This window comes from Delftia deserti (assembly GCF_042653485.1).
GTDB classification, from domain to species: Bacteria; Pseudomonadota; Gammaproteobacteria; order Burkholderiales; family Burkholderiaceae_C; genus Comamonas; species Comamonas acidovorans.
Genome location: NZ_JBHSIH010000001.1, coordinates 2,127,145 through 2,152,933 on the forward strand (window position 1 = coordinate 2,127,145; position 25,789 = coordinate 2,152,933).

At 65.9% G+C, this 25,789-nt stretch carries 21 protein-coding genes; 20 read left to right on the forward strand and 1 reads right to left on the reverse strand.

The window, feature by feature from the left end; genetic code table 11:
• Window positions 1-24 precede the first annotated feature (24 nt).
• From ACFPFG_RS10140 to ACFPFG_RS10235, 20 genes are all read left to right on the forward strand, one after another.
• On the forward strand, window positions 25-555 hold the full coding sequence (locus ACFPFG_RS10140) for an OmpA family protein (RefSeq protein WP_380106313.1): 531 nt from the start codon (window positions 25-27) through the stop codon (window positions 553-555).
• A 136-nt stretch (window positions 556-691) separates the two neighbouring features.
• Window positions 692-3,838, forward strand: a complete 3,147-nt coding sequence (locus tag ACFPFG_RS10145) for a Mur ligase (protein ID WP_380106315.1) — start codon at window positions 692-694, stop codon at window positions 3,836-3,838.
• A 99-nt stretch (window positions 3,839-3,937) separates the two neighbouring features.
• On the forward strand, window positions 3,938-5,782 hold the full coding sequence (locus ACFPFG_RS10150; protein WP_183017620.1) for a peptidase domain-containing ABC transporter: 1,845 nt from the start codon (window positions 3,938-3,940) through the stop codon (window positions 5,780-5,782).
• The gene (locus tag ACFPFG_RS10155; RefSeq protein WP_380106318.1) at window positions 5,779-7,155 is read left to right on the forward strand and encodes an HlyD family type I secretion periplasmic adaptor subunit; all 1,377 of its coding nucleotides are present in this window, start codon (window positions 5,779-5,781) and stop codon (window positions 7,153-7,155) included. The genes ACFPFG_RS10150 and ACFPFG_RS10155 overlap by 4 nt, the downstream gene beginning before the upstream one ends.
• A complete protein-coding gene (locus ACFPFG_RS10160) occupies window positions 7,155-8,855 on the forward strand; it encodes a TolC family protein (protein ID WP_380106320.1) in 1,701 nt (566 codons plus the stop codon). Before ACFPFG_RS10155 ends, ACFPFG_RS10160 begins: the two co-directional genes overlap by 1 nt.
• Before the next feature lie 112 nt (window positions 8,856-8,967).
• Window positions 8,968-9,144, forward strand: coding sequence for a Flp family type IVb pilin (locus ACFPFG_RS10165; RefSeq protein WP_074921711.1), 177 nt, complete (start codon window positions 8,968-8,970; stop codon window positions 9,142-9,144).
• Between the two features lie 4 nt (window positions 9,145-9,148).
• Window positions 9,149-9,715, forward strand: a complete 567-nt coding sequence (locus ACFPFG_RS10170) for an A24 family peptidase (protein ID WP_380106322.1) — start codon at window positions 9,149-9,151, stop codon at window positions 9,713-9,715.
• A 144-nt stretch (window positions 9,716-9,859) separates the two neighbouring features.
• The gene (gene cpaB, locus ACFPFG_RS10175; RefSeq protein WP_312379484.1) at window positions 9,860-10,903 is read left to right on the forward strand and encodes a Flp pilus assembly protein CpaB; all 1,044 of its coding nucleotides are present in this window, start codon (window positions 9,860-9,862) and stop codon (window positions 10,901-10,903) included.
• Window positions 10,904-11,071: 168 nt separating this feature from the next.
• Window positions 11,072-12,364, forward strand: a complete 1,293-nt coding sequence (locus ACFPFG_RS10180) for a type II and III secretion system protein family protein (RefSeq protein ID WP_232245902.1) — start codon at window positions 11,072-11,074, stop codon at window positions 12,362-12,364.
• A gap of 5 nt (window positions 12,365-12,369) precedes the next feature.
• The gene (locus ACFPFG_RS10185; protein WP_183017613.1) at window positions 12,370-13,827 is read left to right on the forward strand and encodes a P-loop NTPase family protein; all 1,458 of its coding nucleotides are present in this window, start codon (window positions 12,370-12,372) and stop codon (window positions 13,825-13,827) included.
• Between the two features lie 7 nt (window positions 13,828-13,834).
• Entirely contained in the window at window positions 13,835-15,157 is a 1,323-nt protein-coding gene (locus ACFPFG_RS10190; protein WP_197957142.1) for a CpaF family protein, read from the forward strand.
• Complete coding sequence (locus tag ACFPFG_RS10195) at window positions 15,154-16,113, forward strand: type II secretion system F family protein (protein WP_197957143.1); 960 nt, start codon at window positions 15,154-15,156, stop codon at window positions 16,111-16,113. The genes ACFPFG_RS10190 and ACFPFG_RS10195 overlap by 4 nt, the downstream gene beginning before the upstream one ends.
• An 88-nt stretch (window positions 16,114-16,201) precedes the next feature.
• A complete protein-coding gene (locus ACFPFG_RS10200) occupies window positions 16,202-17,212 on the forward strand; it encodes a type II secretion system F family protein (RefSeq protein ID WP_312379481.1) in 1,011 nt (336 codons plus the stop codon).
• Window positions 17,209-18,126, forward strand: a complete 918-nt coding sequence (locus ACFPFG_RS10205) for a tetratricopeptide repeat protein (protein WP_380106326.1) — start codon at window positions 17,209-17,211, stop codon at window positions 18,124-18,126. The genes ACFPFG_RS10200 and ACFPFG_RS10205 overlap by 4 nt, the downstream gene beginning before the upstream one ends.
• A gap of 10 nt (window positions 18,127-18,136) precedes the next feature.
• Window positions 18,137-18,568 (forward strand): DUF3613 domain-containing protein, encoded by a 432-nt coding sequence (locus tag ACFPFG_RS10210; protein WP_197957145.1) that lies wholly within the window; start codon window positions 18,137-18,139, stop codon window positions 18,566-18,568.
• Window positions 18,569-18,588: 20 nt separating this feature from the next.
• Window positions 18,589-19,122: a TadE/TadG family type IV pilus assembly protein gene (locus ACFPFG_RS10215; protein ID WP_197957146.1), complete on the forward strand. Its 534-nt coding sequence runs from the start codon at window positions 18,589-18,591 to the stop codon at window positions 19,120-19,122.
• The gene (locus ACFPFG_RS10220) at window positions 19,122-19,610 is read left to right on the forward strand and encodes a TadE family protein (RefSeq protein WP_197957147.1); all 489 of its coding nucleotides are present in this window, start codon (window positions 19,122-19,124) and stop codon (window positions 19,608-19,610) included. The genes ACFPFG_RS10215 and ACFPFG_RS10220 overlap by 1 nt, the downstream gene beginning before the upstream one ends.
• 12 nt (window positions 19,611-19,622) lie before the next feature.
• The gene (locus ACFPFG_RS10225; protein ID WP_312379476.1) at window positions 19,623-21,527 is read left to right on the forward strand and encodes a pilus assembly protein TadG-related protein; all 1,905 of its coding nucleotides are present in this window, start codon (window positions 19,623-19,625) and stop codon (window positions 21,525-21,527) included.
• A gap of 42 nt (window positions 21,528-21,569) precedes the next feature.
• On the forward strand, window positions 21,570-22,964 hold the full coding sequence (locus ACFPFG_RS10230; protein WP_312379475.1) for a sigma-54 dependent transcriptional regulator: 1,395 nt from the start codon (window positions 21,570-21,572) through the stop codon (window positions 22,962-22,964).
• 53 nt (window positions 22,965-23,017) lie between these two features.
• Window positions 23,018-24,274, forward strand: a complete 1,257-nt coding sequence (locus tag ACFPFG_RS10235; RefSeq protein ID WP_183017605.1) for a glycosyltransferase — start codon at window positions 23,018-23,020, stop codon at window positions 24,272-24,274.
• A 55-nt stretch (window positions 24,275-24,329) separates the two neighbouring features.
• Here ACFPFG_RS10235 and ACFPFG_RS10240 read toward each other — a convergent pair whose 3' ends face one another.
• Window positions 24,330-25,775 (reverse strand): EAL domain-containing protein, encoded by a 1,446-nt coding sequence (locus tag ACFPFG_RS10240; protein ID WP_183017604.1) that lies wholly within the window; start codon window positions 25,773-25,775, stop codon window positions 24,330-24,332.
• Window positions 25,776-25,789 lie beyond the last annotated feature (14 nt).

A 25,789-nucleotide genomic window follows, 5' to 3' on the forward strand; every position in this document is an offset into this window, starting at 1 on the left:
GGCGCACGTCCCAGGAGATCCTCCATGTCACACACTCTCAGGCTGTGCACCATCGTGCTGCTGGCCGCAGGCCTGGCTGCCTGCGGCTCCACCGCCACCACCAGCACGCAGCGTTCCGAGCACCACTACGCCTTCGGCAAGGCGCCGGCGCCTGCGCCTGCGCCGGCCAGCTCCGGCGTCGCGCCCGTGGTGACCACGACCCAGGCCGACCAGCGCGGTCCCGCCAATGTCGCCCACATCGTCTACTTCGACTTCGACGCCTACACCATCCGCAGCAGCGACCGGGCCATCGTGGAAAGCCATGCGCAGTGGCTGCGCAGCAATCCCGGCCGCTCGGTGATGCTGCGCGGACACACGGACAGGCGCGGCGGCATCGAATACAACCTGGCGCTTGGCCAAAAACGTGCCGACGCGGTGCGCAACAGCCTGCAGCTGCTGGGAGTGAATCCGGCCCGCGTGGAGTCCGTCAGCTATGGCAAGGAGCGGCTGGCCGATGAAGGCACGAGCGAAGACGCCCACCAGCGCAACCGGCGCGTGGAATTCGACTACCGCTGAGCCGCCGCGCTCCGCACTCGCCTGCCGCCGGGCCGCCATGAAAGAACAGATCCGTACGCGGTCAGCGCACCGCAGCCCGGCGCCCCGTCCCCACGGGAAGCGCAGCCTCCCACTGACCTTGACCGAGGCCGAGAGCATGTTGTCGCAGCAATTGGCAAATGGCCTGGAGTACCTGGCACGGCACATGGTGTTGCTGCCCGAGCCCTACCCCGGCTGCATTCTTTTCTTCACGGTGGCGGCCGAGAACAAGCCTGCCTCCGTCTTCCATGTACGCGCCACCACGCTGGAGGCTGCCTGGCGCGAGGGCGCGACCCGCGTGCGCCAGTGGGCCTGGGCCCGCAAGCGCGATGAGGTCGATCTGCGCATCGACTGGGCGCAGGACATCACGCCCCTGAAGGCGGGCAGTCCGCTGCCGGACTGCAGCGCCTGGACCCAGGCGCCCATGCACTCCCTGGCCCTGGCAGATGCCAGCCTGGAGCGTGCGCAACTGCTGCAGCCCTTGCTGCCAGAGCCGCACCAGGAAGACGTCGAAACAGGCAGCGCCCAACGGCCCCTGCTCCCGCCCCGCCTGCTGCTGCACCTGCGCGGTATCTATATCAGCGGGGAGCAGCCCGCCGTGGCCGTGCCGCGCACCGATCCGCCGCAGCAGCGCCTATGGCCCCATCTCGTGCCCGTGCACGCTGCGCTGCAACAACTTCTGGCGCAGCAGGGCAAGGATGGAAGCTGGCCCGGTTGCGGCGACGTCTGCGACCACCTGGGCGTGACCTATGCCCTGCTGCAGGCCCAGCGCCACGCGGGCAGCGCTGCACTGACGCAGGCCATTGCACTGGCCATGGACCATGTGGAGCGCCGGCTGCAGCAATTGCCCGGCGACTGCCTGCCCGGCGCGCTGGCCATGCTGGTGCTGGCTCGCCACCTGCGCAACAGCTTTGTGCTGGGGCCGGGAGCCGACAGCCAGGCCCGAGCCCGCATCCCGGCGCTGATGGACCCGCTGGCGGAAAGCCTGCTTTCCAGCGCGGCGGCCTCGGCCAGCGCCACCAAGACCGCAGCCGCGGCCAAGGCCGATGCACCCCGCAGCGGCCAGCCCCTGCTGAGCTGGGCCGAACTGGCCATGCACGTCTATGCCAGTTCGCGCCCGCCCACCAGCGACAGCCCCACGCTGCGCGCGGCGCGCAGCGCCCTGCCCGAGACGGCAGTCCTGCCCGCCGCCTTCTTGCAGGCCGCGCTGCCGCCGCTGCTGGACATGCCCGACAGCCCCGACGATCGCCAGGGTGATCAGGCCGACGACCCATGCGCTCGCTGGATAGGCATCGCCCTGGTCGAAAGCCTGCAGCTCGACGCGGGCCTGGAGCCCCAGCCCACGGACCTGCTGCGCCAGTGGCAGATCAGCCTGGAGAGCCATCTGCAGGCCATGGCCCAGCGCGCCATCTGGCCGGAACAGGCGCTGTACCTGCCGCCCGCCCGTCGCCGCCACGCCGCCTTTGCCGACGCCAGCCTGCGACAGGTGCTGCAGTCCCCGCGAGAAATCGCCTGGTTGCTGGCATCCAGCCTGGCCAGCCTGGAACTGCTGGACGCGCTGACCCAGGCACTGCGCTCGGCCACCAGCCATGGCGCTGCCGAATCCGGGGAAGACGCGCTGACTGCGCAGGCAGGCCATGGCTTGAGCGCGAGTGGCAGCCCTGCCAAAGCTTCCCCGCCCTCTCCATCACTCTCCCTCACGTCGCGGGCCGATGAGACTGCGGGCCAGCCGGCTTTTCCGCCCACAGCGGGCTCCATGTACCCGTCCATGTCCTGGGACAGAGCTTCCCTGGCCGAACTGATGAGCGGGCGCTGGCTGGATGCAACCACAGAGCCCGGCACAGATAGCCACACAGATAGCGGCACCGGCTGCGCGGGATTGGACGCCAGCCGCCAGCACCACCAGCCCGGCGCCGCCGTGCTGGTGCGGCGCGCGGGCATGGCCCTGGGCGTGCAGGCCGCGGCCCTGCCCACGCTGCGCGCCTCGGCGCTGATCAGCAGCAACCCGCAGGGCCTGCTGCACCACGGCGTGCCGGTGCTGCATGTGCCTGATATGGAAGAGGGCCTGCGCAATCTGGCGCAGGCGGCCCGCCGACGCATCCGGTCGCCCGTGGTCGCCGTCAGCGGCTGCGTGGGCAAGACCTCCACCCTGGGCATGATGCGCCAGTGCCTGCAGGACGGGGGGGACGCGCGTGGCGATGCCCTGCTGTCCCAGGGCACCGCGCTGCAGATGATCAATTGGAGCGAGGTCTCGCCCTGCGCCCTGCTGGAGCTGCCATTGCACGCACTGCGTGGCGACCTGCCGCTGATTGACCCGGATATTCTGGTTATTACTAATCTTTCAATAAATAACACCCCCTATTCAGGGGAGTCCGAGCCCCCCGGACAGGCCGGTCTGTCCGGTGAAAGAAAATACGAAGCATTGCAGGAAGTGCTTGAAGCCATGCAGCACATGCACAAAGGCAGTGCACTGGTGACCGGTCAGGACATAGGTGAAAACCCCAGTGTCATTGAGAGTGCAAAACGCGTGGGACTGCGCCTCATCACGTTTGGCCCCCATTGCAACGCACAAGTCCGTGAAATGGGATTTCACAATGGAAATCTGCAAATAGGCATGGGCAACCTGCGCCTGGGAATTTCCCTGCAATCCGACGGCCACCACATGGCACTCAATGCGCAGGCGGCCCTGGCGGCCCTGCATGCATTGGGATACGCGCCTGCACAGGTGCAGGCCTCCCTGGCCGATTGGCAGCCCATGATCGGGGCCGGGCAGCCCCAGCTCCTGCCCAGCGGAATCTGCCTGCTGGACCACAGCCTGAGCAACCACTTACTTTCAATGACGGCTGCATTTTCGCAACTGCAGTCGGTCGCTCCCCATGTGAGCAAAAGGCTGATCGTGCTGGCTGGCATACAGCCGGGCCAGGCCAGCATCGACACTGCCCAGCTGGCGCTGGAGCCGCTGGTGCGCGCGGCCCAGGCCCGGCGCGTGCTGCTGTACGGAGAACCGCTGCGGCAGCTGGCGGCAGCACTGGCAGATCTTCTGCACGTCAATTGGTATGACGATCTCAATCAATTGATCTGTTCACTTCTTCGCACAACCCATAAAGGCGACACGGTTTTGTTGGCAGGCCGCGCCACGACCAATCTGGCCCTGGCAGCCGATGCCATGCGGGATAGTTTCAGTGACCACGGGGGCCATTTAATAACGTCTATTCCATCCTCTTGCTTTGATCCACATCAAAAACAAATGAACATGCATTCCTGATTGAATAAAACTTATAGAGGTCTGTATATAAATCGCTACAGTGTTTGGAAAACGAGTGACTTTACATTTTGTAAAGATGCTTACTAAGCCCATCAGAACATGATCCGATACCTTCTTCCCCGTCAGTTGGCCAAGGCCACGGCGATACCGTCGGGAACGGAGACGGTGGGGGCTTTTGCATCTGCCATCGCCGAGTCCTTCGACCGGGCTGCGCACCAGCTGCGCCGGGCTGGCTGGCTGTCGCTGCCCATCAGCCTGCTGGGTCTGCTGCCGTCCATCTTCCTGCTGCAGGTCTACAACCGCGTCATTGCGCGCGGCGGCACGGCCACCCTCACGGCCATGGTGGCAGGCGTGCTGTTCTTCCTGGGCCTGGAATGGTGGCTGCGGCGCAGGCGCGCCCGTGCCCTGCGCGAAGCCGGCGCCATGATCGACCGCGATGTGTCCCAGGCGCTGATGCACTCCATGCTGCGTCACCCGCTGGCCGCCCTGGAGCAGCGCTCCTCCAGCCAGTGGCTGCAGCTGTTCCGCGACGTGAGCGCCATGCGCTCGGGCGTGTCCGGGGGCCTGGCGACCTCGCTGCTGGACCTGCCCATGGCCCTGCTGGCCCTGGTCGTCATCGGCATCATTGCCTGGCCCGTGCTGCCGGTGATCCTGGTGGCCATGCTCATCATGGGCGTGCTGGCCTGGTGGTGGGCCGACGAGGTGCGCAGCGGCCGCGTGGAGGAAATCGCCCAGGCCCGCATGCTGGACCGGGGCACGGCCGAGATCTGCAACGCCCGCGCCACGCTCAAGGTGCTGGGCTATGACGCCGCCGCACGCCAGAACTGGCAAAGCGGCTATGACCGCTGGCTGGCCGAGAGCTTTGGCAAGAACGGCGAGATGGAGAACGCACGCGAGGCCAGCACCGTGCTGCTGACGCTGTTCTCCGTTGCCGTGATCACCGTGGGCGCCATTGCCATCAATGCGCAGTGGATGAGCATCGGCAGCCTGATGGCCGTGAACCTGCTGTCGGGCAAGGCGCTGGGTCCCATCTCGCAGCTGGCCAGCAACTGGCGCTCGCTGGCCCAGGCCAACGAGGCCGCACGCCGCCTGCAGTCCGTACTGGAGGAGCCCGTCGAAATCATGACCGAGACCGTGGACCTGCCGCGTCCCCAGGGCCGGCTGCGCCTGGATCAGGCCAGCTTCCACTATCCGGGCGGCCATGTGGCGCTGGAGCAGGCATCGCTGGAGATCGGCCCCGGGGGGCTGCACGCCATCGTGGGGCGCAACGGCGCCGGCAAGTCCACCCTGGCCAAGCTGCTGGCGGGGCTTTACCAGCCCACGCAGGGCCGCATCTTCATCGATGAATACGACATGGCCCAGTTCCCGCGTGCCGAACTGGGCCGCTGGATAGGCTGCCTGGCGCAGCAGGTGTACTGGTTCAGCGGCCCCATCGTGGACGGGCTGCGCATGGTCAACCCCGATGCCGACGACCACAAGATCGTCACCGCCTGCCAGATCTCGGGCGCGCATGGCTTCATCAGCCGCCTGCCCCAGGGCTACCAGACGGTGCTGGGCGAAGGTGGCGCGGGCCTGTCGGCGGGCGAGCTGCGCAAGCTGGCCCTGGCCCAGCTCTTCCTGCGCAACCCCTCCGTGCTGATCCTGGACGAGCCCAGCAACGACCTGGACTTCGAGAGCGAAACCGTACTGCTGCAGACGCTGCGGCAGATTGCGCTCAAGCACACGGTCATCGTCGTCACGCACTCGCTGCGCGTGGCCTCCATGGCCCAGCATCTCTACCATGTGCGCGGCGATGGCGGCATCGAGCATGGCTCGCCCCAGCTGCTGCTGCCCCAGCTGTTCGGCACGGCGCGCGAGCCCGCAGCACCCGCAGCACCCGCAACGCCGGCCGACCCGGCCCCGCATGCCGATCATCCCGCCGTGGCGCAGGAGCTTGCCTCATGAGGGCCGGGCGCTACGACGACCTCCCCCTGGTGCTGCGCCAGTCGAGCGAAGCGCAGGCGGCCGTGCACGGCCAGCCGCCTGCGGACGTGTCCGGCGCAACGCCCCCCAACCCTGGCCGAGCCGCCCTGGCGCGGGGCAAGTGGCTGCTCGTCATTCCCGTCGCCGCCCTGGTGGTCACCGGCCTGTTCTATCCGGTGGAGAACGTGGTGGTCGCCAGCGGCCAGGTCATCCCTTCCGACCGCGTGCAGACCGTGCAGCATCTGGAAGGCGGCATCGTCACCGCCGTCCATGTGCGCGAAGGCCAGGCCGTGACCCAGGGCCAGCCGCTGCTGGAAATCGACCTGGGCAGCAACAGCCTCAACCTCGAACAGCTCACCGCCCGCATGGCCACGGCCCAGGCCGTCAAGGCGCGTCTGGGCGCGGAAAGCCAGGGCCGGCCGCTGCAGCGCACCGCCTTCCCCGCCGACCTGGACGCGCAGGTGGTCCAGGCCGAACTGGGCGCCTTCTCGGCGCGCGCGCTGGAGCACCAGGGCAGTCTTGCCGCAGCCCAGGCCCAGTTGCAGCAGGCGCGCGGCGACGTGGCCCAAGTGCAGGCGCGCATCGAGGGGCTGGAGACCAATCTGCGCCTGCACCAGCAGGAAGCCTCCATTGCCGGCCAGCTCGCCTCCGAGCAGCTAATCGGCCAGCTCGAAGTGCTGGACAAGCAGCGCGCGCTGGAGCAGGTGCGGGCCGAGCTGGCGGCCTCGCGCCAGACGCTGTTCAGCAACCGCGCCAAGATCGAGCAGGCCCAGGCCAAGCTGCAGGAGACCCAGGGCGCCTTCCGCCGCCGCGCCTCCGACGAGCTGGCCCAGACCGAACGCGAGCTGGCCAGCCTCAACGAAGACCTGGTCCGCGCCCGCACCCAGCGCACGCGCACGGCCGTGCTGGCGCCCACCAGCGGCTTCGTCAAGGGCCTGCGCAGCTCGGGTGCAGGCTGGGTGGTCAAGCCCGGCGAGCCCATTCTCGAAATCGTTCCGGACAAGGACGAAGTCATCGTCGAGGCTCGCCTGAGCCCCGCCGACCGTGGCTATGTGCGCCCCGGCCAGGCCACCCGGGTGAAGATCTCGGCCTACGACTTCCTGCGCTACGGCTCGGTGCCCGGCCAGGTCACCCTGGTGGCGGCCGATGCCGACCGCGATCCCAACCTGGCCGACTCGCCCTCGTACTTCCGCATCCAGGCCAGCCTGGAGCAGCCCTGGGTGGGCCGCACCGACAACCGCATCACCACCGGCATGCAGGCCGAGCTCGACCTGCTGCTGGGCCACGAACCCTTTATCTGGTATTTGCTGCGGCCCGTGCTGCGCATCCAGAGCGAAGCCTTCCGGGAGCCCTGATGCCAGGCCGCCCGTCCACCCTCACCACAGGCTGGCACGCCCGGCTGCGCCGGCTGCTGGCCGCCGCCTGCTGCCTGTCAGGTCTGTCGGCCCTGCAGGCGCAGCAGGCCGCGCCCGCGGCGACCGAGGAACTGGACCTGACCACCACGGCTGCCGCAAACACGGCGGACTCCGCACCCGCGCCCACATCCGTCTCGGTACCCGACGCCGTGGTCCTGCGCCTGGCCCAGCAGCTCACGCCCGGCACCCTGGCCAGCGACAGCGGGCAGCGCCGCCTGCTCGATGCCCTCTACGCCCTGATCGACGAGTACCCCGACGTGCGCAAGGCGCGCGCCGCGCTGGAATCGGCCGGGCATGACGTGAACACCGCGCGCGGCGCGCGCTGGCCCACCTTCAAGGTGGGCACCAACACGGGCGATGCCAAGCTGCGCCGGGGCCGCGAGTCCTACACCGCCGTCAACGCCGAAGTGCGCATGGCCCTGCTGGACGGCGGCGCCATCGGCGCGGGCATCCGCTCGGCCGAATCGCAGGAGGCGGCCCAGGGCAGCGTGCTCTACGGCACGCGCCAGAACGTGCTGCTGGAGGCGCTGACCGCCCTGCTGGAGCTGCACCGCTTCGAGGACAAGGCGCGCGTGGCGGCCGAGTCGGCGCGCATCATCGGCCAGCTCGCGCGCATCGAGGAGCGCCGCGCCGAACTGGGCGCCGTGGGCCGCAACGACCTGCGCCAGGCCGCCTCGCGCCAGGCCGGTGCCCTGGCCCAGCAGCATGCGCTGGAGTCGCAGCGCATGGATGCGCTGGCCCGCTTCACGCGCTACTTCGGCTTCACGCCCCAGCCCGGCTGGCTGCCCCAGCTCAACGTGCCCGTGCAATGGCTGCCGGCCAGCGAAGACTCGGCCCTGCAGGCCTCCGAAACCGTCAGCCCCGAGCTGCAGGAGATGGAGCAGCAGATCGAGAAGGCCCGCGCCGAAGTCGACCGCAGCAAATCCCAGCGCTTTCCCACCCTGGCCGCCGTGGTGGCCCACACGCGCGATCCCAGCGGCGTGCTCTATGCCGAGGGCACGCGCTACGGCGTGGAGCTGAGCTGGAACTTCGGCAACGGCTTCGAGCTGCGCGACCGCATCCTCAAGGCCATCAACGAACTGCAGGCCCAGGAGGCGCAACAGGAAACCGTGCGCCGCCAGGTGCGCGAGACCGCCTCCGCCGCCTGGGGACGTACCCAGTCCGGCCGCCAGCGCGAAAGCCAGCTGGCCGACGCCGTGCGCGAGGCGCGCGCCGCCTTCGAGGGGCGCCGCCGCCTGCTCGAAGTCGGACGCGGCAGCCTGGCCCAGGTACTGGACGCCCAGCTGGACATGCAGCGCCTGCTGCTTGACGAGGCCGACGCCATCTACGACCAGCGCATCAACGAACTGCGGCTGGCACGCACCACCGGCCGCCTGCTGCCCCAGGACCCGCCCGACCAATGGCTGAACGCGCTGTTCAGCACGCAAAAGCCGATTCCGGCAGGTGGTGGTGCGCCAGGCACTGCACCCATCGACGAGCCCGGCACCGAGCCCTCGCGCAGCCGGCCCGAATTCCAGGACGCTGCCGTGGCCTCCTTGTCCGCCAGCGCCATGCCCCGACGAATACAGCTGCGCCTTGAGCAGCAGCTGCGCCCCATTTCAGACGCTTTTCAAACCACTGCCGCGCGACAGCAGTGGTGAAGTGGGAAGCAGGAAGTACGAGGTGAGGTTTCCCGCGCAGCGGCCGGCTTCTGCCCATCGCCGGACGCTGCCATCGACAACGATGGGCTTTTGCAACCGAAAGGACGATGCCATGACCGACATCATCAAGAACTTCTGGAAAGACGAAGAAGGCGCCACCGCCATCGAGTACGGCTTGATCGCCGGCCTCATCGCCGTGGCGATCATCGTCGCCGTCGGCGATATCGGAGAAAAGCTCAAAGCCTTCTTCGTCTACATCAACACCCAGTTGGGCACGCCTCCGACCTGATGCGATGAACATCGACTGGCTTGCATCCCTGGGTCTGTTGCTATGGCTGATCACCGTCGCCGTCATGGACTTGCGATACCGCAAGGTGCGCAACTGGATGGTTGTGCTGGGCCTCTTCGCGGGCACGGCAGCCTTCTTGAGCGGAGGCCAGCCGTTCCAGACGTCTGCCTGGAGCGGCCTGGCAGGCATGCTTGCGGCATTTGCCGCACTGCTGCCCTTCTACGCATTGCGCTGGATGGGTGCCGGGGATGTCAAGTTCGCTGCAGTCATAGGTCTGTGGACGGGGCTGGCCCCCCAGCTGCTGACCATATGGCTGGGAGGCAGCCTGCTGGCAGGCGTTCATGGCTTGCTTGTTCTGTCTTGGCGCCGCCTGCAGCACAGCTCCTTGGGGCTGTGGCTGACGGGCTGGCTGCCCGCGCCGCTGAGTGCCTTGCTTTCAGCGGATGGAAGCGGCTGCGCATCACAGCCCGGCACGCTTTCACTCCATCGGCCCGTACGCAGCATCCCCTACGCGGGCTATCTGTCCATCGCCGCCATCTGGGTGCTATGGCGCATGGATGTCTCGCCGTAAAGAACACAAAGGCCGCATGACAGCAATACGCTTTCCTCCCCCTTCAGACCCGCAAGGCAGTACAGGTCTTCACGGACTGCAGCGGCCAGGGCAGCCTGCAGCCCTCTGTCATTTCACCGTTTTCAAGCCGCGGGAGCACAAGCCATGCATCTAACCAGAATTGTTGCTGGACTGCTGATCGTGCTGGCTATCGGCCTCGCATTCCTTGCCTGGATGATGGGCCGCCAGCCCCAGCCCACGCCGTCTGCAGCAGCGCCTGCAGCCAGCTCCTCCCCTTCGGCGCCGGCGGGCGCGACAGCGGAACCGGCAAAGCAGCATGCCACCGTCGTCACGGCACGGCCCATCGCGGCAGGCCAGCGCATCATGGCCGACGACATCCGTCTGGTGCAGCACTCCTCGGCCACCGCTGACGGGTTCAAGGATACGGCTGCCGTGTTGAACCGCACCACACTGGTGGCACTGGCTGCCGATACACCACTGCTTGAGCAGCATTTGATCAGCAGTCTTGCTTTGCAGCTCACTTCCGGACAACGCGCACTGTCCATTGCAATCAAGGAGCAGATGGCCGCTGGCCATCATGTGCGCCCGGGCGACTTCGTCGATGTTTTCTTCACACTGGATGGGCGCGCCGAAAACTCCCCCGTGGACACACAGACGCGACTTCTGCTGGCCCGCAGCCGCGTTCTGGCCTACGGGGCATCCAGTGTCGAAAATCCTCCACCTTCAGCAGCACAGCGCAAGGCTCAACAAGAGCAGGAGACAAGCAGCTCAGGAATGCGGCGCAACAGCCGCGACGACCAGGGCCAGCGCCCAGAAAGCGCGCAGACGGCAGTTTTGGCGGTGCCGCTGGAGGATGTGGAACGCTTGACCCTGGCAGAGAAATACGGCCAGCTCACACTGGCGTTGCGTCACCCGGACGATATGTCGGTGCCTGACCCATCGCTGTTCTCTGCCTTGCCCACGGCGCTGCAGCCCATTGCCGGCCGCTCTGCAAAAAACCAGCCGCTACAGGGTCCAGACCGTGCATTCGCAGGCCTGCGCTTCAAGGATCTGGCCACCGGTACCCCATCACGCGCGACAGGACACACTGCACCTTCCTCAGCAGGAACCAGAAAGGCCTCGCAGCAGCCGCGCCTTCAGGCCATCGAAGTACACAACGGCGCCACCGTACAGACGGTGAACTACTGACAACAGCCAGAAGAGGGAGAAATCATGCAGTCGCCACGCCTCTCGCCACCCTTCGCACCCATCGGCCAGGTTCCCAGGAGGCCACAGGCTATCAGGATGCTGTGCTGCGCCACCGTTGTGCAGGCCTGCCTGGGTCCGGCAGCGGCCCAAGCACAGGTGGACTCAGCGATGCAAGCGTTTGCTGCAAGCCCAGCACAAGGACCGCGCACCAACGAGATCCCTTCCAGCGATGCGCTGCAGCTGATAGCCGGCCGGCAACATCTGCTGCAGCTGGGCCTGGCGCCGGGCCGTATCGCTGTCGGTGATCCCAATGTTCTAGATATCAAGGTGCTGCGCTCGCCCTCCGGCAGCGGCGCGGACGATGTCCAATTGCTGCTTACACCCAAAGCCGCAGGCAGTACCACGCTGGTGGTTTGGCCCCAGCGCAACGGCTCACCGCAAAGCTGGTTGGTGCAGGTCAAGGGCCAGCACCTGACCCTGGACCGGCGCCTGTCATCCCTTCCCGAACATGCGCAAGCCCTGGCAGTGCTACGCCAGAACGCGCCCAGCCAGGCCACGTTGATAGACAACGCGCAAATCTCCGTTGCCAGCAATACCGTACAGGTGGATGTCCAGGTGGTGGAATTCAAAAAAGCGGCCATGAGACGCGCGGGCATCAACCTCACAAGCGGAGGAGCCAACAACCACGGTTTCAGCTTCGGACTCTACACCCCAGGCACCAGCAGTGCCGGCACCGGCGGCAGCGACTCTGGCTCGTCGGCCATTTCCAGCGCCATGAACCTGGTGATGAATTTCGGCAAGGCCTTCAGTGGTGCGGGCATACGCGCCCAACTAGGCATTCTGGAAGGAAACGGCTTGGCTCGCGTCCTGGCCAAGCCCACCCTGGTGGCCCACACGGGCCAGAACGCCAGCTTCCTGGCAGGCGGCGAACTGCCAATTCCCGTGCCTGCCCGCGACGGCAACATCGCCATTCGCTACAAAGAATTCGGTATCAAGCTCCAACTGACGCCCACCATCCTGTCGGATGAGCGCATTGCACTGAAGGTCGCACCCGAGGCCAGCGATCTGGACTTCAGCTCGGGCGTCACCATCGCCGGCGTATCCGTTCCCGCCGTACGCACCCGCAGGGCTGACACCATGGTGGAGCTGGCCAATGGCGAGAGCTTCATCATCGGCGGCCTGGTAAGCCGATCGACCTCATCCAGCGTCAACAAGGTGCCGCTGCTGGGCGACCTGCCGATCCTGGGGACCTTCTTCAAGAACCTCAGCTACTCCCAGGACGAAACGGAACTGGTGATTGTGGTCACACCGCACCTGGTCCATCCCCTGCCGGCCTCCACCAATCTGGACAGCCTGATGCCGGGTACCCAGTCCGAGCAACGCAACGCCTCCCAGGTCTGGGGCCCGTTCATCGCAGGCGGCATGAGTCCCAACTCTGCCTTGCCCGGCTTCTCGTATTGATATCCATGACAAGCAAGCCCATCGCCTCCGATCCATCCGTCGAGCCCCCGGGTTCGCCGGCCGTCGGCTCGCCCACTTCGCTGGAGACCTTGCTGGGCCTGCGTTCCTCGAACACGCAGACGGGCCAGGCGGCTGCCCAGTCATCTCCATCCGCGCAGCCGCTGCAGGCACCGCCCCTGGCGAAACTGCCTTCCGACTCCGACCTCCATGTGGAGCTGCTGTTCATCCAGGCGGGCACACCCGAAAGCGCGCTGGCGCTGTCCTGGATGCAGCGCATGCTGGACGGCGCTCAACTGCACACGGCCCGCTTCAACGACAACGTGACAGAGCAGGTTCAGCGCTACATGCCCCACGCCGTCTTCATTCACTTCGATCCCCTGTCCACCGACGAAGCGGCCCAGTTGGCATCACAGCTGCATGTCTCCCACCCGCATCTGCCCTGCGTGGCCGTGGGCCGCACCAAGTACCCGCAATGCATGCTGGCCGCGTTGCGCGCGGGCGTGCAGGACTTTCTCGATGTGGATGGCCCCGTTCAGGCCGCGTACCAGACGGTGATCGATCTGATCAAACGCGTGCCCGCTTCGGCGCCGGGCATGCCCAGCGCACCGCTGACCGCCATCATGTCGGCCCGCGCAGGCCTGGGCAGCAGCCTCATGGCCTCGCACCTGGCCTGGTACCTGCAAAAACGCATGCACGGCACGACAGCCATACCCGGCAAGGACGCTACGCCCCGCGAAATCAGCAACGAGACCTTGGACGGACTGCTCATTGATCTGGGCAGCCCCAGCGGCGACTGCGGCCTGTACCTGGGCACGCTGGGCGACTTCGACTTCATCGAGGCCGTCAACAACCTGCGCCGCTTCGACCGGCGCCTGGCATCGACGGGACTGTCGCGCCACGAAAGCGGCCTGCGCCTGCTCACGCTGCCGCGCCAGCCGGGCCGCCTGCGCGAGGTCTCCTATGCCGATGCCGACGCACTGCTGCTGCGCCTGCGCCAGTATTTCCGCCACATCGTGGCCGACCTGGGTGCCGTCGTGCCCACGCAGCTGGCCATGCGCGTGGCGCTGCGCGCCAGCCAGATCTGGGTGGTCTGCGACCAGAGCGTGGCCAGCGTGGTCTCCACCACCGAGCTGCTGCGCCAGCTCGACGAGCAAAAGGTCGAGCGCGAGCGCGTGCAGCTCATCGTCAGCCGGCACGACAGCCAGCTGGAGCTGGAGGCACCGCAGATCGCCAGGCAACTGCAGCTGCCGCTGCTGGCCACCATTCCCGAGCGCCGGCGCGAACTGGTCCAGGCCGTCAACCAGGGCCAGCTGCTGCCCAGCCGGCTGCAGCGCGAGCCCTATGTGCAGGCCGTGGAAAAGCTCGCCACCTTGCTGATCACCACCCACCACCAGGCCCATGCGGGCGATCAGGCAGCGCCCGTCCGCGGCCTGAACCGTTTCTTCCACCGAACAAGAAGCTGAACGCACCATGACGACCACGGCTTATTCCCATCTGGCGGACGCACAGGCCAGCGAGTTCGAGCAAAGCGCGCTGTTCCTCGACCTGAAGAACCGCACGCACGAGCACCTGCTCAGCCGAATCGAGGAGCTGGGTGCCGAGTTCGGCCGCTGGTCGCAGGCCGCCATCGCGCAGTTCGTGCTGATGGAGCTGGACAGCTTCATCCGCCTGCACTCCGTGCCCGTCAACGAGCAGGAGGCGCTGCAGGTGGCGCGCGCCCTCACGCGCGAGCTCACGGGACTGGGGCCGCTGCAGCCGCTGCTGGAAGATCCGCTGGTCGAGGACATCCTCATCAACGGCCACGGCAACATCTACGTCTCGCGCGGCGGCGTGCTGCAGCGCGAGACGCTGCACTTCAAGGACGACGAGCATGTGCTGCGCATCGTGCGCCGCATCCTGGCGCCGCTGGGCCGGCGCCTGGACGAGTCCAGCCCCATGGTCGATGCCCGCCTGCCCGATGGCGGGCGCATCAACGTCATCATCGAGCCGCTGTCCATCGACGGTCCCTCGGTCTCCATCCGCAAGTTCCGCAAGGACCCGCTGACGCCTTCAGAGCTGGTGCAGCTGGGCACCTTCAACCAGGACATCTGCCGCATCCTGGAGATGGCCGTGCAGGCGCGCTGCAACATCCTGGTCAGCGGCGGCACCAGCTCGGGCAAGACCTCGCTGCTCAACGCGCTGGCCAGCTTCATCCCGGCCAGCGAGCGCATCGTCTCCATCGAGGACACGGCCGAGCTGGCCCTCAACCACAACCACGTGGTGCGGCTGGAAAGCCGCCCCGGCGGCTTCGACGGCTCGGGCCACGTCAGCATCCGCGACCTGCTGCGCAACAGCCTGCGCATGCGGCCCGACCGCATCATCGTCGGCGAAGTGCGCGGCGGCGAGGTGCTGGAGCTGCTGCAGGCCATGAACACCGGCCACGACGGCTCCATGGGCACCATCCACGCCAGCTCGCCGCGCGAATGCCTGTACCGCGCCGAAATGCTGGCCGGCTTCGCGGGCTTTCAGGGCAGCGAGGTCAGCCTGCGCCGCCAGATCGCCAACGCCGTGGACTTCATCGTGCAGATCGGCCGCCTGTCCAACGGCCGCCGGCGCCTGCTGTCGCTGACCGAGGTCACCGGCATGACCGACAACATGATCTCCATGCAGGAGCTGTACCGCTACGAGCCCCAGGTGGGCCCTGACGGACAGGAGCTCGATCACTGGGTCTCGCTGGGCATCTCGCCCCACTCGCCCAAGCTGCTGAGCTGGTGGCGCTCGCAGCAGCAGGCCTCAGGAGGAGGTGTGAGATGACGACTCCCGCAACCCTGGTTTTAGGCGCCATGGCCTGCCTGCTGCTGGCTCTGGGGCTGTGGATGTTCGCACGCGCACGTAGACGGGAGCATGAGCAAACCATCAGCCGTCACCTAAGGCGCAGTCTTGAACGGGGCCGGGACCGGTCTCCCCCACCGGGTGGCACACCCGTGTTCGCGCCGCCCCACAAGGATGGCAGCTCACAACCTGCGCGCATTCCCGCAGTGCAGTGGATACATCGCAAGCTGGGCGTGGACGCCTGGGGCCTGCCGCCCCGCACACCCGCAGTGCTGCTGGCCAGCGTTCTTGCGCTGTTCCTGCTGGCCACAAGCCAGGGCGGGCCAGCAATCGGTTTGCTGGCCTTGGTGGTGTATGCGCTGCTACTCACATTCTTCATATGGCGGCGCCTGACCATGCGGCGCAACAAGCTGCTTCAACAATTGCCCGGCTTCCTGGACAACATGGTTCGCATGATCTCCATTGGCAACTCGCCTCATGCCGCCTTCCAGTTGGCTTTGGGCAATGTTCCTTCGCCACTGGGCGATGCGCTTCAGCAAGCAGCCGCCATGCTGAGCGCCTCCCCGGATCTGGGACAGGCCATGGCACAGCTGGAGCGTTCCTGGCGCCTTCCCGAGTTCGGTTTGCTGGCAGCGGTCTTTCGGATGAGTGTGCGCTATGGCGGCCGCGCCGATCTTGTGCTGGAGCGTGTCTCGGCCTACATCCGGGACCGCCAGTCCGCCGAGCGCGAACTGCATGCTCTTTCGGCCGAAATCCGCCTGTCGGCCTGGGTGCTGGCGCTGCTTCCCGTAGGCGTAGGCGCCCTCATCATGATCCTCAATCAGGGGTACTTCCTACGCATGTGGAATGACGCCAGCGGGCAACGCATGGTCCTGCTTGCCATCGGCTTGGAAGGTGTCGGCGCGCTGCTGCTGTATCGCCTCGCCCAGCTGAGATGAAGCGGACACTGCTCAAGGACGTTGCCATGCGCCGCCCACTCCGCCGCCCCATGCGTTTTGGCCATGCCACATTGGAAAGACGCCAGCCATGACACCACAACAGCTATGGATCGCCAGCCTGTGTTTGGGCTCGCTCGGCACGGTCATGTGGGCCTGCACCATGGTCTGGAAACTACAGCGCTCGCAACAGGCATCCAGTCAAGTCGAGAAGCTGTTGCAGGCACGCGAACGCGCTGCCACTAGCCCGCACGCAGCCCATGCGCTCTTTGGTTCTGCCACGGCCGATGCCGAACTGCTGAATCCGCACACAGGGACCACCGTCCGGTCCGTATCGCCTCAAGCGCTCGCAGCCAGCCTGCAACCGCCGGCCTGGCTACAGACTGGATGGGCCCGGGTACTGCTGGCCGAAGAGGACCGCAAGCTGCTGGACCAGGCTGGCATAGCACTGCGCAGTGGCAGCGTTTTCTACGTTACAAGTCGTCTTCTGCTGGCTCTGGCTTTTCCGCTGCTGGTTTTGGCCGTTCTGCGGCCCAATGACACCTATGCGGTGTTCTATGGTTTCCTGGGCCTCAGCCTCGGCCTGATGCTTCCCAAATGGCTGGTCAGGGCCAAGGCCCGACAACGGCGCGAGCAGGTCGTGGAGGAGCTGCCATTGTTCGTCGACCTGCTGCGACTTCTGCAAGGCGTGGGCCTGAGCATCGACCAGAGCCTGCAGATTCTGGCCAGCGAGTTCGGTAGCGTGCTGCGCGTCATCAGCGGCGAATTGGCCCTGGCCAACCAGCTCTACAGCAGCGGCCGCACGCGCGAGCAATCTTTCCAGCGCCTGGCCAATCTCAGCGCAGATGACGACATGAGCGCCGTGGTCAATCTACTGACCCAGGTGGACCGCCATGGCGGCGCCGTGCAAGAACCGCTCAAGGAATTCAGCATCCGTTTGCGCGAAAAGCGCCAAGCCCGCTTCAAGGAAAAGATAGGCGCGATCACCGTCAAGATGACCGGGGTCATGGTCCTGACGCTGCTGCCAGCCCTGCTGGTCATCACCGCAGGCCCAGGCTTTTTGGCAGTCATTCGTGCCCTCTCGAGCATAGGAGGAGCATGAGCATGTACCCATACAAACAGTCCCTTCCGCGAAACTGGGCAGCACTTGCCACAACCCTGGCGCTCCTGCTGGGCGGGTGTGCCAGCAAGGGGCCTGAGGGCTACGGCGTGGCACCACAGCCATCAGCGGCCGCCCCAGTCCCGCCACAAACCTCCAATTCGGAGCAGTCCGCTCAAATCGATACCACCCAGACCTATCTGGATTTGATTGGTCAAATGCAGCAAGCAGGCCAGTGGTATGCGTCGCTGGCGCATGCCGATGCTTTCGAACAGCAGTTCGGCGCCAACCCGGAGTCGCGCATGCTGCGCGCGGACGCCATGCGCAATACCGGCCAGTTCACACAGGCAAGACAAGCCTATCTGGTACTGCTCGATGGTGGATCTGCAGCACGCGCTCGGCGCGGGCTGGGTCTTCTTCATGCCGCCCAGGGCCAATACGCGCAGGCCGTGGATCAACTGGAAAAAGCGCGCCAGCTCAACCCCATAGATGCCAATGTACTCAGCGATCTGGCCTACGCCCACATGCTCGATGGACAACTGTCCTCGGCGCAGATGCCCATGCTGCAAGCCGCGCAATTGGCGCCCGGCAATGCCCGCGTGCAACTGAACCTGGCTCTGTACTGGCTGGCCTGCGGCAACCAGATAGAGGCCTCGCGGCTGCTGCAAAAGCTGTCCCAGCCTCCGGCGAGAGGGGCGCTCCCGCTGATTGACCAGGCCTCTTTGCAAACGCTGCAGGCCCAGTTGGCGCAGGTACAGGAGGCGGTACGCGCCCGCGCCATGGCCAGCTCACTGCCCCCCCGTCCGGAGCCCGCTGCTGCGCCCAAACATCCGGCAGCCACCGCACTGCCCGCTGCAGCAGGTTCGCATACCAGCCATCAGCCTCAACCCGGCACAGCCGGGCTGCCACCACTCTGAGGAGACAGCCATGCAATGCATTGAACGCAAAGTCACACTCGACGCCAAACGCCTCGCAGGGCTATGCGCCACGCTGCCGCTGCTTGGCCTGATGCTGATGTCTCCCAAGGCATTGCAAGCCCAGCAATCGGATGACCGCACCGTGACGCCTTTGCAAACGTCTGCCGTGCTCACCGCACAGAGCACGGCAGACGCAGCTCCATCGCCCACCGGCCTGGGCCCAGAGGCCATGCCGAGGCATCTCCCCATTCGGCAGATCGTCATTGGCGATGCCACGGAGCGGCTCCTGGCCCTACAACGCTCCGCCCAGCCCGAGCGCAAACGCACCATAGACGCTGCTCAGGCCACGCGCAGCTATCAGCGCTACCTCAAGAGCTTCGAGAGCGAGATACCGGCCAACTACACCACCGGCATAGATACCGGCGTGGCCTCGACACGCTGACCCCCCGGGCCACATGCATCATGAGTACGCAAGCGCATCCTCTCTGCATGGACCGGCATAGCCGGCAGCGCGGCGTGTACGCACTGGAGTGGGCCATCATTTTCCCGGTGTTCTTCGTGCTGCTGTACGCCATCGTCAGCTATGGTTTGACCTTCTTCGTTCGGGAGTCGATGCAGTTCGCTGTCGAGGAAGGGGCGCGTGCCGCGCTCAGATATCCCGTGGGAGTCAACGCGCCGAACTGGCTTCATAGAAAACAGGCCGCCATCGCCTCGGTACAGAAAATGCTGGCCTGGCTTCCGGACGATCTGAGACCTGCAGTAGCGGATATCCAGTTCACGGTATGCCGCCTCAGCGATACCACCTGCTTTCAGAACAGCCCGCTGAACAACACTCTGGCCTGCGACATCGGCACCCCCTGCCTCATCCTCATTTCCTACAGGATAGATAACTACCCCAGCAAGGCCATTGCGCCATCAATTGCCGGAATCAAAATCATTCTTCCCAACAGCCTGACAGCCAGCGCCGCCCTGCTGGCGGACAGGAGGATGCTGTGATGCGCCAACGGGTTGCCCATCCATCCTTAATCCGGACACAGAGTGGCATCGCCGCACTGGAGTTTGCGTTGATTGCAGCCTTGATGATCTCCATGCTGATGGGCCTCTTGGTCTGGTGGCGCTACTTCCAGGCACACCAAGCTGTCACCCGTGCCGCGGGAGATGGTGCGCGGATCGCCCACAGCCTGATCTCCACGGGTGCCAACTATCCCTGCACTATTCCCAACGCAAACGCGAACCGAACCGTCATTCAAGACAGGGTTTCCCAAGTGGCGCGCCTGGGGTTACAGAGAAGCTCCTTGCCGGACGAGCCTCTGGTGATGGGCTCTTTCGAATGGACTTGCCCCTCTTCCGCAAACTCTCCGCCAGGCAGCTTTTCCTTCAAGATCAGCTACCAGCTTCCTCCTTTGCTTAGCAATACCTTTTTCATCAATGAACCGCAGCGAATCAGCGAACAAAGCGTGGTGCATTTCAGGTATGCGCCATAAAGAGAGGCTGCCATGCGAATCTATCCGTCCGCCCTTCAGAAAAGAGGCTTGATCAAAAGCAGGGGAACCGTGTTGATACAGTTCGCCCTGCTTCTGGCTGTACTCATCAGCATTCTCGGAACGGCACAAATTGGCTACATGTACTACGCCAAGCGCGATCTTCAACGGATCGCGGATCTTGCCGCCCTGGAAGCCATCAGTGCGCTCGTGGACCCCTCCACCTGCACTGCCGCGGAGGCCGCGGGAATGAACAGCATCGCCAGCCAGTGGAAATGGCCGACAGGGGTGTCTCCTGCTCCGCTGCAGCAAAGCGTGCGCTGCCTCAAATGGAGCAGGGATGCCGGCCCCGCCTTTGGGGCAGCCCCCTTCAATGCAGCCCAGGTTCGGCTCAGAGGCAAAAGCCTGCAGCTGTTGCCTTTCCTGGGCAACAGGGAGATCTATGCCGAATCCATTTCGGCGATTCCAGATGATCCTATTGCGGCTTTTTCCCTAGGCTCCGGCGTGGCCAAGCTGGATGAAGGTGCACTCAATCGACTGCTCACCATGCTGTTGGGAACGAATGTCAATCTGACCTTGGTGGACTACCAAGGGCTTGCCAACACCAAGGTCAACCTCCTGGGATTGAAGGAGGCGTTGAACATCTCCGCCGGCACCTATGATGAGCTGCTCAATGCCGATGTGCTGCTGACCAAACTATTGGAATCCAGCATCAGTGTCATCCAGAACTCTCCTGGCAGCGACACCGCCAACATCGCAATAGCTGCGCTGGACAAGCTTCTGAAGCTGCCCATCGCAGTCAATATCCAAAACACCGTCATCTCCCTGCTGAAGGCTCCTGGCCAGAACGGTTTACTCGACATCGGACTCTTCAAAGACAACCCGATGTCCGCATTGATCGCCGATGTCAGTGCCCTGAGCCTCCTGATGGTGGGATTGCAGGTGGCCAACGCGGACTCTGCCGCCACCTTGCAGACCGGTATCGACCTGAAACCGCTGGCCGATGTAGCCATCAAGGCAAAAATCATAGAACCACCCGTCATTGCCGTGGGTCCTCCCGGCTACGACAGCACCGGCAAACCCCGAACCACGGCGCACACTGGCCAGATACGCACTTTCTTGGATATCAAGGCCCTCACTCCGGTGGCTGGAAAATCCAGTCTTCTGGATCTGAACCTGCTGCTGGCCAGCGTCAAGGTTTCCATGCCTGCAGGCCAGTTGGTCAACCTGCCGCTTTATGTCGAGGTGGGATCGGCAGATGGCAGGCTCGAAGAAGTCATCTGCAGATACGAAGGCAACAAGCACCGTGTCCGCATTGATGCCAGGCCTGGCCTGGCACATGTGTTTCTTGGCAATGTGCCTGCGGCCCTGACCAACACCACTACGCCCTGGGAAAGCCTGACCAAGGAAAAATTCCATCTATTGAGCCTGAAGCTGGATATCAAGCTGCTCCTGGGACTTATCCCTGTGGTGGAAGCACCCATTGCCCTGAAGGCGAAGCTGGATCTCCCGGTCAATGCACCCGGGGCTTATTCCAGCCTTTACTACGACTATGAAAAAGGCAAGCCCCGAACCGAGCAAGCGCTCATCAAGAGCGTGGGCATGAAGCAGCAGCTGGGCCAATCCATCGGTAACGCCATCAATGCAGGCTTGCTGGAAGTGGAGCTTGATACCTCGGGGCTGAAGTTGCTAGGCCTGGACCTGGGACTCGTGAGCAGCATCGTTGATGGCCTGGTCAACGGCCTCGTTGGCATCGTCAGCGGCGTTCTGGGGCTGCTCAATGTCGTGCTGATGCCGGTCCTGGCGTTGCTGGACGGGGTGTTGCTCGGACCGCTGCTTGAAGCGCTTGGGATCCAAGTCGGGTACGCAGACGTCGAGCTGCTTTGGGCCGATTGCAACTACGGCGTCATCGTTCAATAGCAGCGCATTCAATCTTTGAAACAACCAAAAAGCGAGACTGAGGTGAATCTGGACGAGTTGGTCATTTATGTCTGGGAAGGCCAGGCCGACATCGCCGAGCGGGTGGAGCGCTGCGTGCTCAACCTGGGCGTGGACGTAGTGCGCGCCGACGGGCTGACCCTGCCCGCCGACACCAGCGAGCTGGGCAATGCGATCGCCGTGGTCAGCGTCTCGGTGCTGGAGGGCGCGCGCTTCACGCGCCAGGGCGTGGAGGGTACCTTCGGCATGCCCGTGCTGTGGGTCAGCGCCAAGCAGCGCGACGCCAACGCCGGCACCTATGCCATGGAGTACTCGCATGTGCTGCCCTTCGACTTCACGGGGGCCGAGCTGCGCGCCATGCTGGTGCGCATCCTGCGGCGCATGCAGAGCAACCAGCGCCAGGTGCAGCGCTCGGAGGACATCATCGCCGTGGCCGACTGCATGCAGCGCCTGCTGCGCGACGTGGACACCTTTGCCGACTGCGAGCACAGCGTGCTCATCATCGGCGAGACCGGCGTGGGCAAGGAGCGCATTGCCGAGCGGCTGCACGAGCGCAACAACCGCTACGGCCAGGGCCCCTTCGTGGTGGTCAACTGCGGCGCCATCCCGGACGGGCTGTTCGAGTCCCTGTTCTTCGGCCATGCCAAGGGCTCGTTCACGGGCGCGGTGAATGCCCACAAGGGCTATCTGGAGCAGGCCAACGGCGGCACGCTGTTCCTGGACGAGATTGCTGACCTGCCGCTGTACCAGCAGGTCAAGCTGCTGCGCGTGCTGGAAGAGCGCGCCATCACCCGGCTGGGCTCGGCCGCCGCCGTGCGGCTGGATTTCCGGCTGGTGGCGGCCACCAACAAGCCGCTGCGCGGGCTGGTGCGCGAGGGGCGCTTCCGGGCCGACCTGTTCTTCCGCCTGGCCGTGATCGAGCTGCAGATCCCCAGCCTGGAGGAGCGCGGCGAGGCCGACAAGCTGGCCATCTTCCACGCCATCCTGCACAAGGTGGTGGGCGAGGCCACGATGAAGGAGCTGGGCGAGCCGCCCTTCTTCATCCTCGACGCCGTGGCCCAGATGTACTTCCCCGGCAATGTGCGCGAGTTGCGCAACCTGGCCGAGCGCATCGGCGTGGCCGCCCGCCAGACGCGCGACTGGAACGCCGACGGCGCCACGCAGCGCATCCTGCAGCACGCCCAGGCCCTGTCGGCCACCACCTTCCCGCCGGACGCGGGTGCCGCCGAGCCCCTGCTGGCCGACCGCAGCAACTGGGACATGGACGAGCGCAACCGCATCATCGTGGCGCTCAACACCAACGACTGGAAGCGCCAGAACACGGCCCAGCACCTGGGCATCAGCCGCAAGGTGCTCTGGGAAAAGATGCGCAAGTACCAGATCAGCGACGGCGAGCCCGAAGTGCCCGTGCCGGGCTGAGCACGCCCTCCGACACATCCCCATCCCCCCACGCCACGGAGACCTCCACGAACATGCAGGACAAGCCGGTCATCATCTTCGTCAGCGCCGTCTACCCCAGCCAGTACAGCCTGCTGTGCAGCCACCTTCGCGCCAGCGGCGCGGCCGACAGCTGGTTCATGACCATGCCCGGCCATGCCGAGAACTACGCCAGCCAGTGCGACCACCTGCTGTCGTTCCGGCCCGATGGCGACATCGTCGGCCCGCAAAGCTACTACTACTCCAGCAAGGTGGAGCGCTCGGCGCGCATCGGCCGCGGCCTGCTGCAGGGGCTGCAGGCCTTCGAGAAGGAAAAGGGAAAACGCATCGACGTGGTGGTCGCCCACTCGCTGTGGGCCGCGCCCAACCTGCTGTACGGCGAGATCGATGCGGCCATCGTCAGCTACATCGAGTTCCCCAGCTACCGCGTGCACGGCAACGAGCCCGACTACCCGCCCGACCTGTCCCAGCGCCTGGCCGACCGCAACATGGAAATGCTGCACTACCACCAGGTGCTGTGCAGCGACCTGACCATCGCGCCCAGCGCCCATGCGCGCTCGCTGTTCCCGCCGCTGCTGCAGGAGCGCGTGGCCGTGCAGTTCGAGGGCTTCGACATCCAGGCGCCCGACGAGCAGGCCGAGCCGCCGCCGCGCCAGGACGGGCGCTTCACCGTGGCCTTCTCATCGCGCGACCTGTCCAGCTCCAAGGGCTTCGAGACCTTCATGCGCCTGGTCGATCGCCTGGTGCGCGAGGGCGATGGCCGGCAGATGCGCTTCATCGCCCTGGGCGACCCCACGGCCGTGACCTATGGCTACGAACAGCAATGGGTGGAGCGCCGCTACCAGGGCAAGGTAGCCAGCTTTCGCGACCACCTGCTGCAGATCCACCCGGCCGCCGAGGTGGTGGAGTTTCCGGGCAAGCTGCCGTACGACGAGTTCGCGCGCACGCTGGCCTCGGTGGACCTGTTCCTCTATCCGCTGCGCTACGGCGTGGCCAACTGGGGATTGATGGAGATCCTGGCGCGCGGCGGCTGCGTGATCGGATCGAACTGGGGCTTTGTGCCGGAGCTGGTGCAAAACGATGTCAACGGCCTGCTGCTGCCCGACAGCGACGACGCCTGGATAGGCGCCATCCGCCAGTTGCGCGACGATCCGGCCCGGCGCCAGCGCTACGGCCGGGCCGCGCGCGAGACGGGCAAGCGCTTTCACATCTCCAACGTGGCCCCGCGCTTCATGGACCTGTTCCGCCTGGCCATGGCGCGGCGCAAGGCCGGCCCGCTCATGCTGGAGTGAGGCGCCGCAGCGGCATGTGCCCCGGCCAGGCCCGGGCCCGGGCCCGGTCCAGGGATCAGGCCCGCGCCCGCAGGAAAAAGCCCGTGCCCATGCCGGACTCGGCGGCCGACACCGCCGATGCGGCAGACGCGCCAGACACGCTTGAGGCCGCCGAAAGTGCAGACATGCGCTCCATGCCGCTCCAGCTCAGGGCCATGTCCAGCTCGTCGTCGTCCTGCACCTCGGTCGCCTCCAGCACCTCCAGCACGTCTTGCACGCGCACCACCTGGTCCAGCAGGCCATGCAGCGAGGGCCGGGCGATGAAGAAGCCCTGCGCGCCATGGGCTCCCGCCAGCGCCACGGCCTCCAGGCCCTGGGCGGACTCGATGCCCTCCACGATCACGCAGGCACCCCGGTCGGCACACAGGCTGACCAGGCCCTGCATCATCCGGGCCGAAGGCCGGGCCTGCAGGCTTTGGTCCAGCACGGACTTGTCGATCTTGACGATGTTGGCGCGCAGCTTGCCCAGAATGTCCAGGCCGCCGCGCCGGGGCACGATGTCGTCCAGCGCCACGCGCACGCCCAGGATCTGCAGGTGCCGCACCAGGCCCAGCGCGGCCTTCTCGCAGGGGAAGGCGCCGGTCTCGGTGATCTCCAGCACCAGGCGCTGGGCGATCTCGGGCCGGTCCTCCAGATAGTCGAACACGCCCTCCCACCAGGCGTCGTCGCAGAACGAGGCAGCCGACAGATTGCAGCCCAGGCTGTGGCCGGTCTTCATCTCCAGCGCGCCTATCACCGACCACAGCACGCTGCGATCCAGCCGCGCGGCCAGGCCCAGGCGCTCCAGCGCCTCGATGGCATGGGGCACGGCGTAGTTGTCGTAGGCAGAGAACACGCTGCGGCGCAGCAGGCACTCGTGGTAGAGCGTGCGGCCCGCGCCGGTCCCGCTGCCTCCCCCTGCCAGGCCTGCGGGCTCCAGCAGCGTCACGGGCTGGAATGCCAGCGCCAGGTGGCCCAGCCGCAGATCGTCCAGCAGGCGGCTCGCCAACTGCATGTCGGCCTGGTAGCCCTTGATCAGCCTGGGGTGCATCCTGCGCACCGCCATGTCCTGGACGCCCGCCGTGGCGTGGCCCTTGCCGCGTATCTCGTGCAGGCCCGTCAGGGAGACGCAGCCCAGCGCCTGCACCTCGGCGCGCAGATAGGCCTGGCGCGAGCCGTCCACCACCGGCTCGCGCACCAGGGAGGACTCCAGCGCATGCATCCAGCCATGCCGGGCCTGATTGCCAGGCAGTACCGTGTCGGCCATCGTGCGGGGGTCGAACCCGCGAACCAGCAGCGTATCGCCCGCGCGCTCCAGCGATTCGGCATCGATGCCCAGGCCCCTGAGCCGTTCCACGCAGGCCTGCATGGCCTCGTCGCAGAAGCCGTTGCCGTAGACGCTGCGCCAGGTCCGCAGGGGCGACAGCCAGATGGCCAGGTCCACGGGGGTGTCGCCGTGCGGAGCTTCGATGATGTCGTGCATGGTGTGCTCCTTCA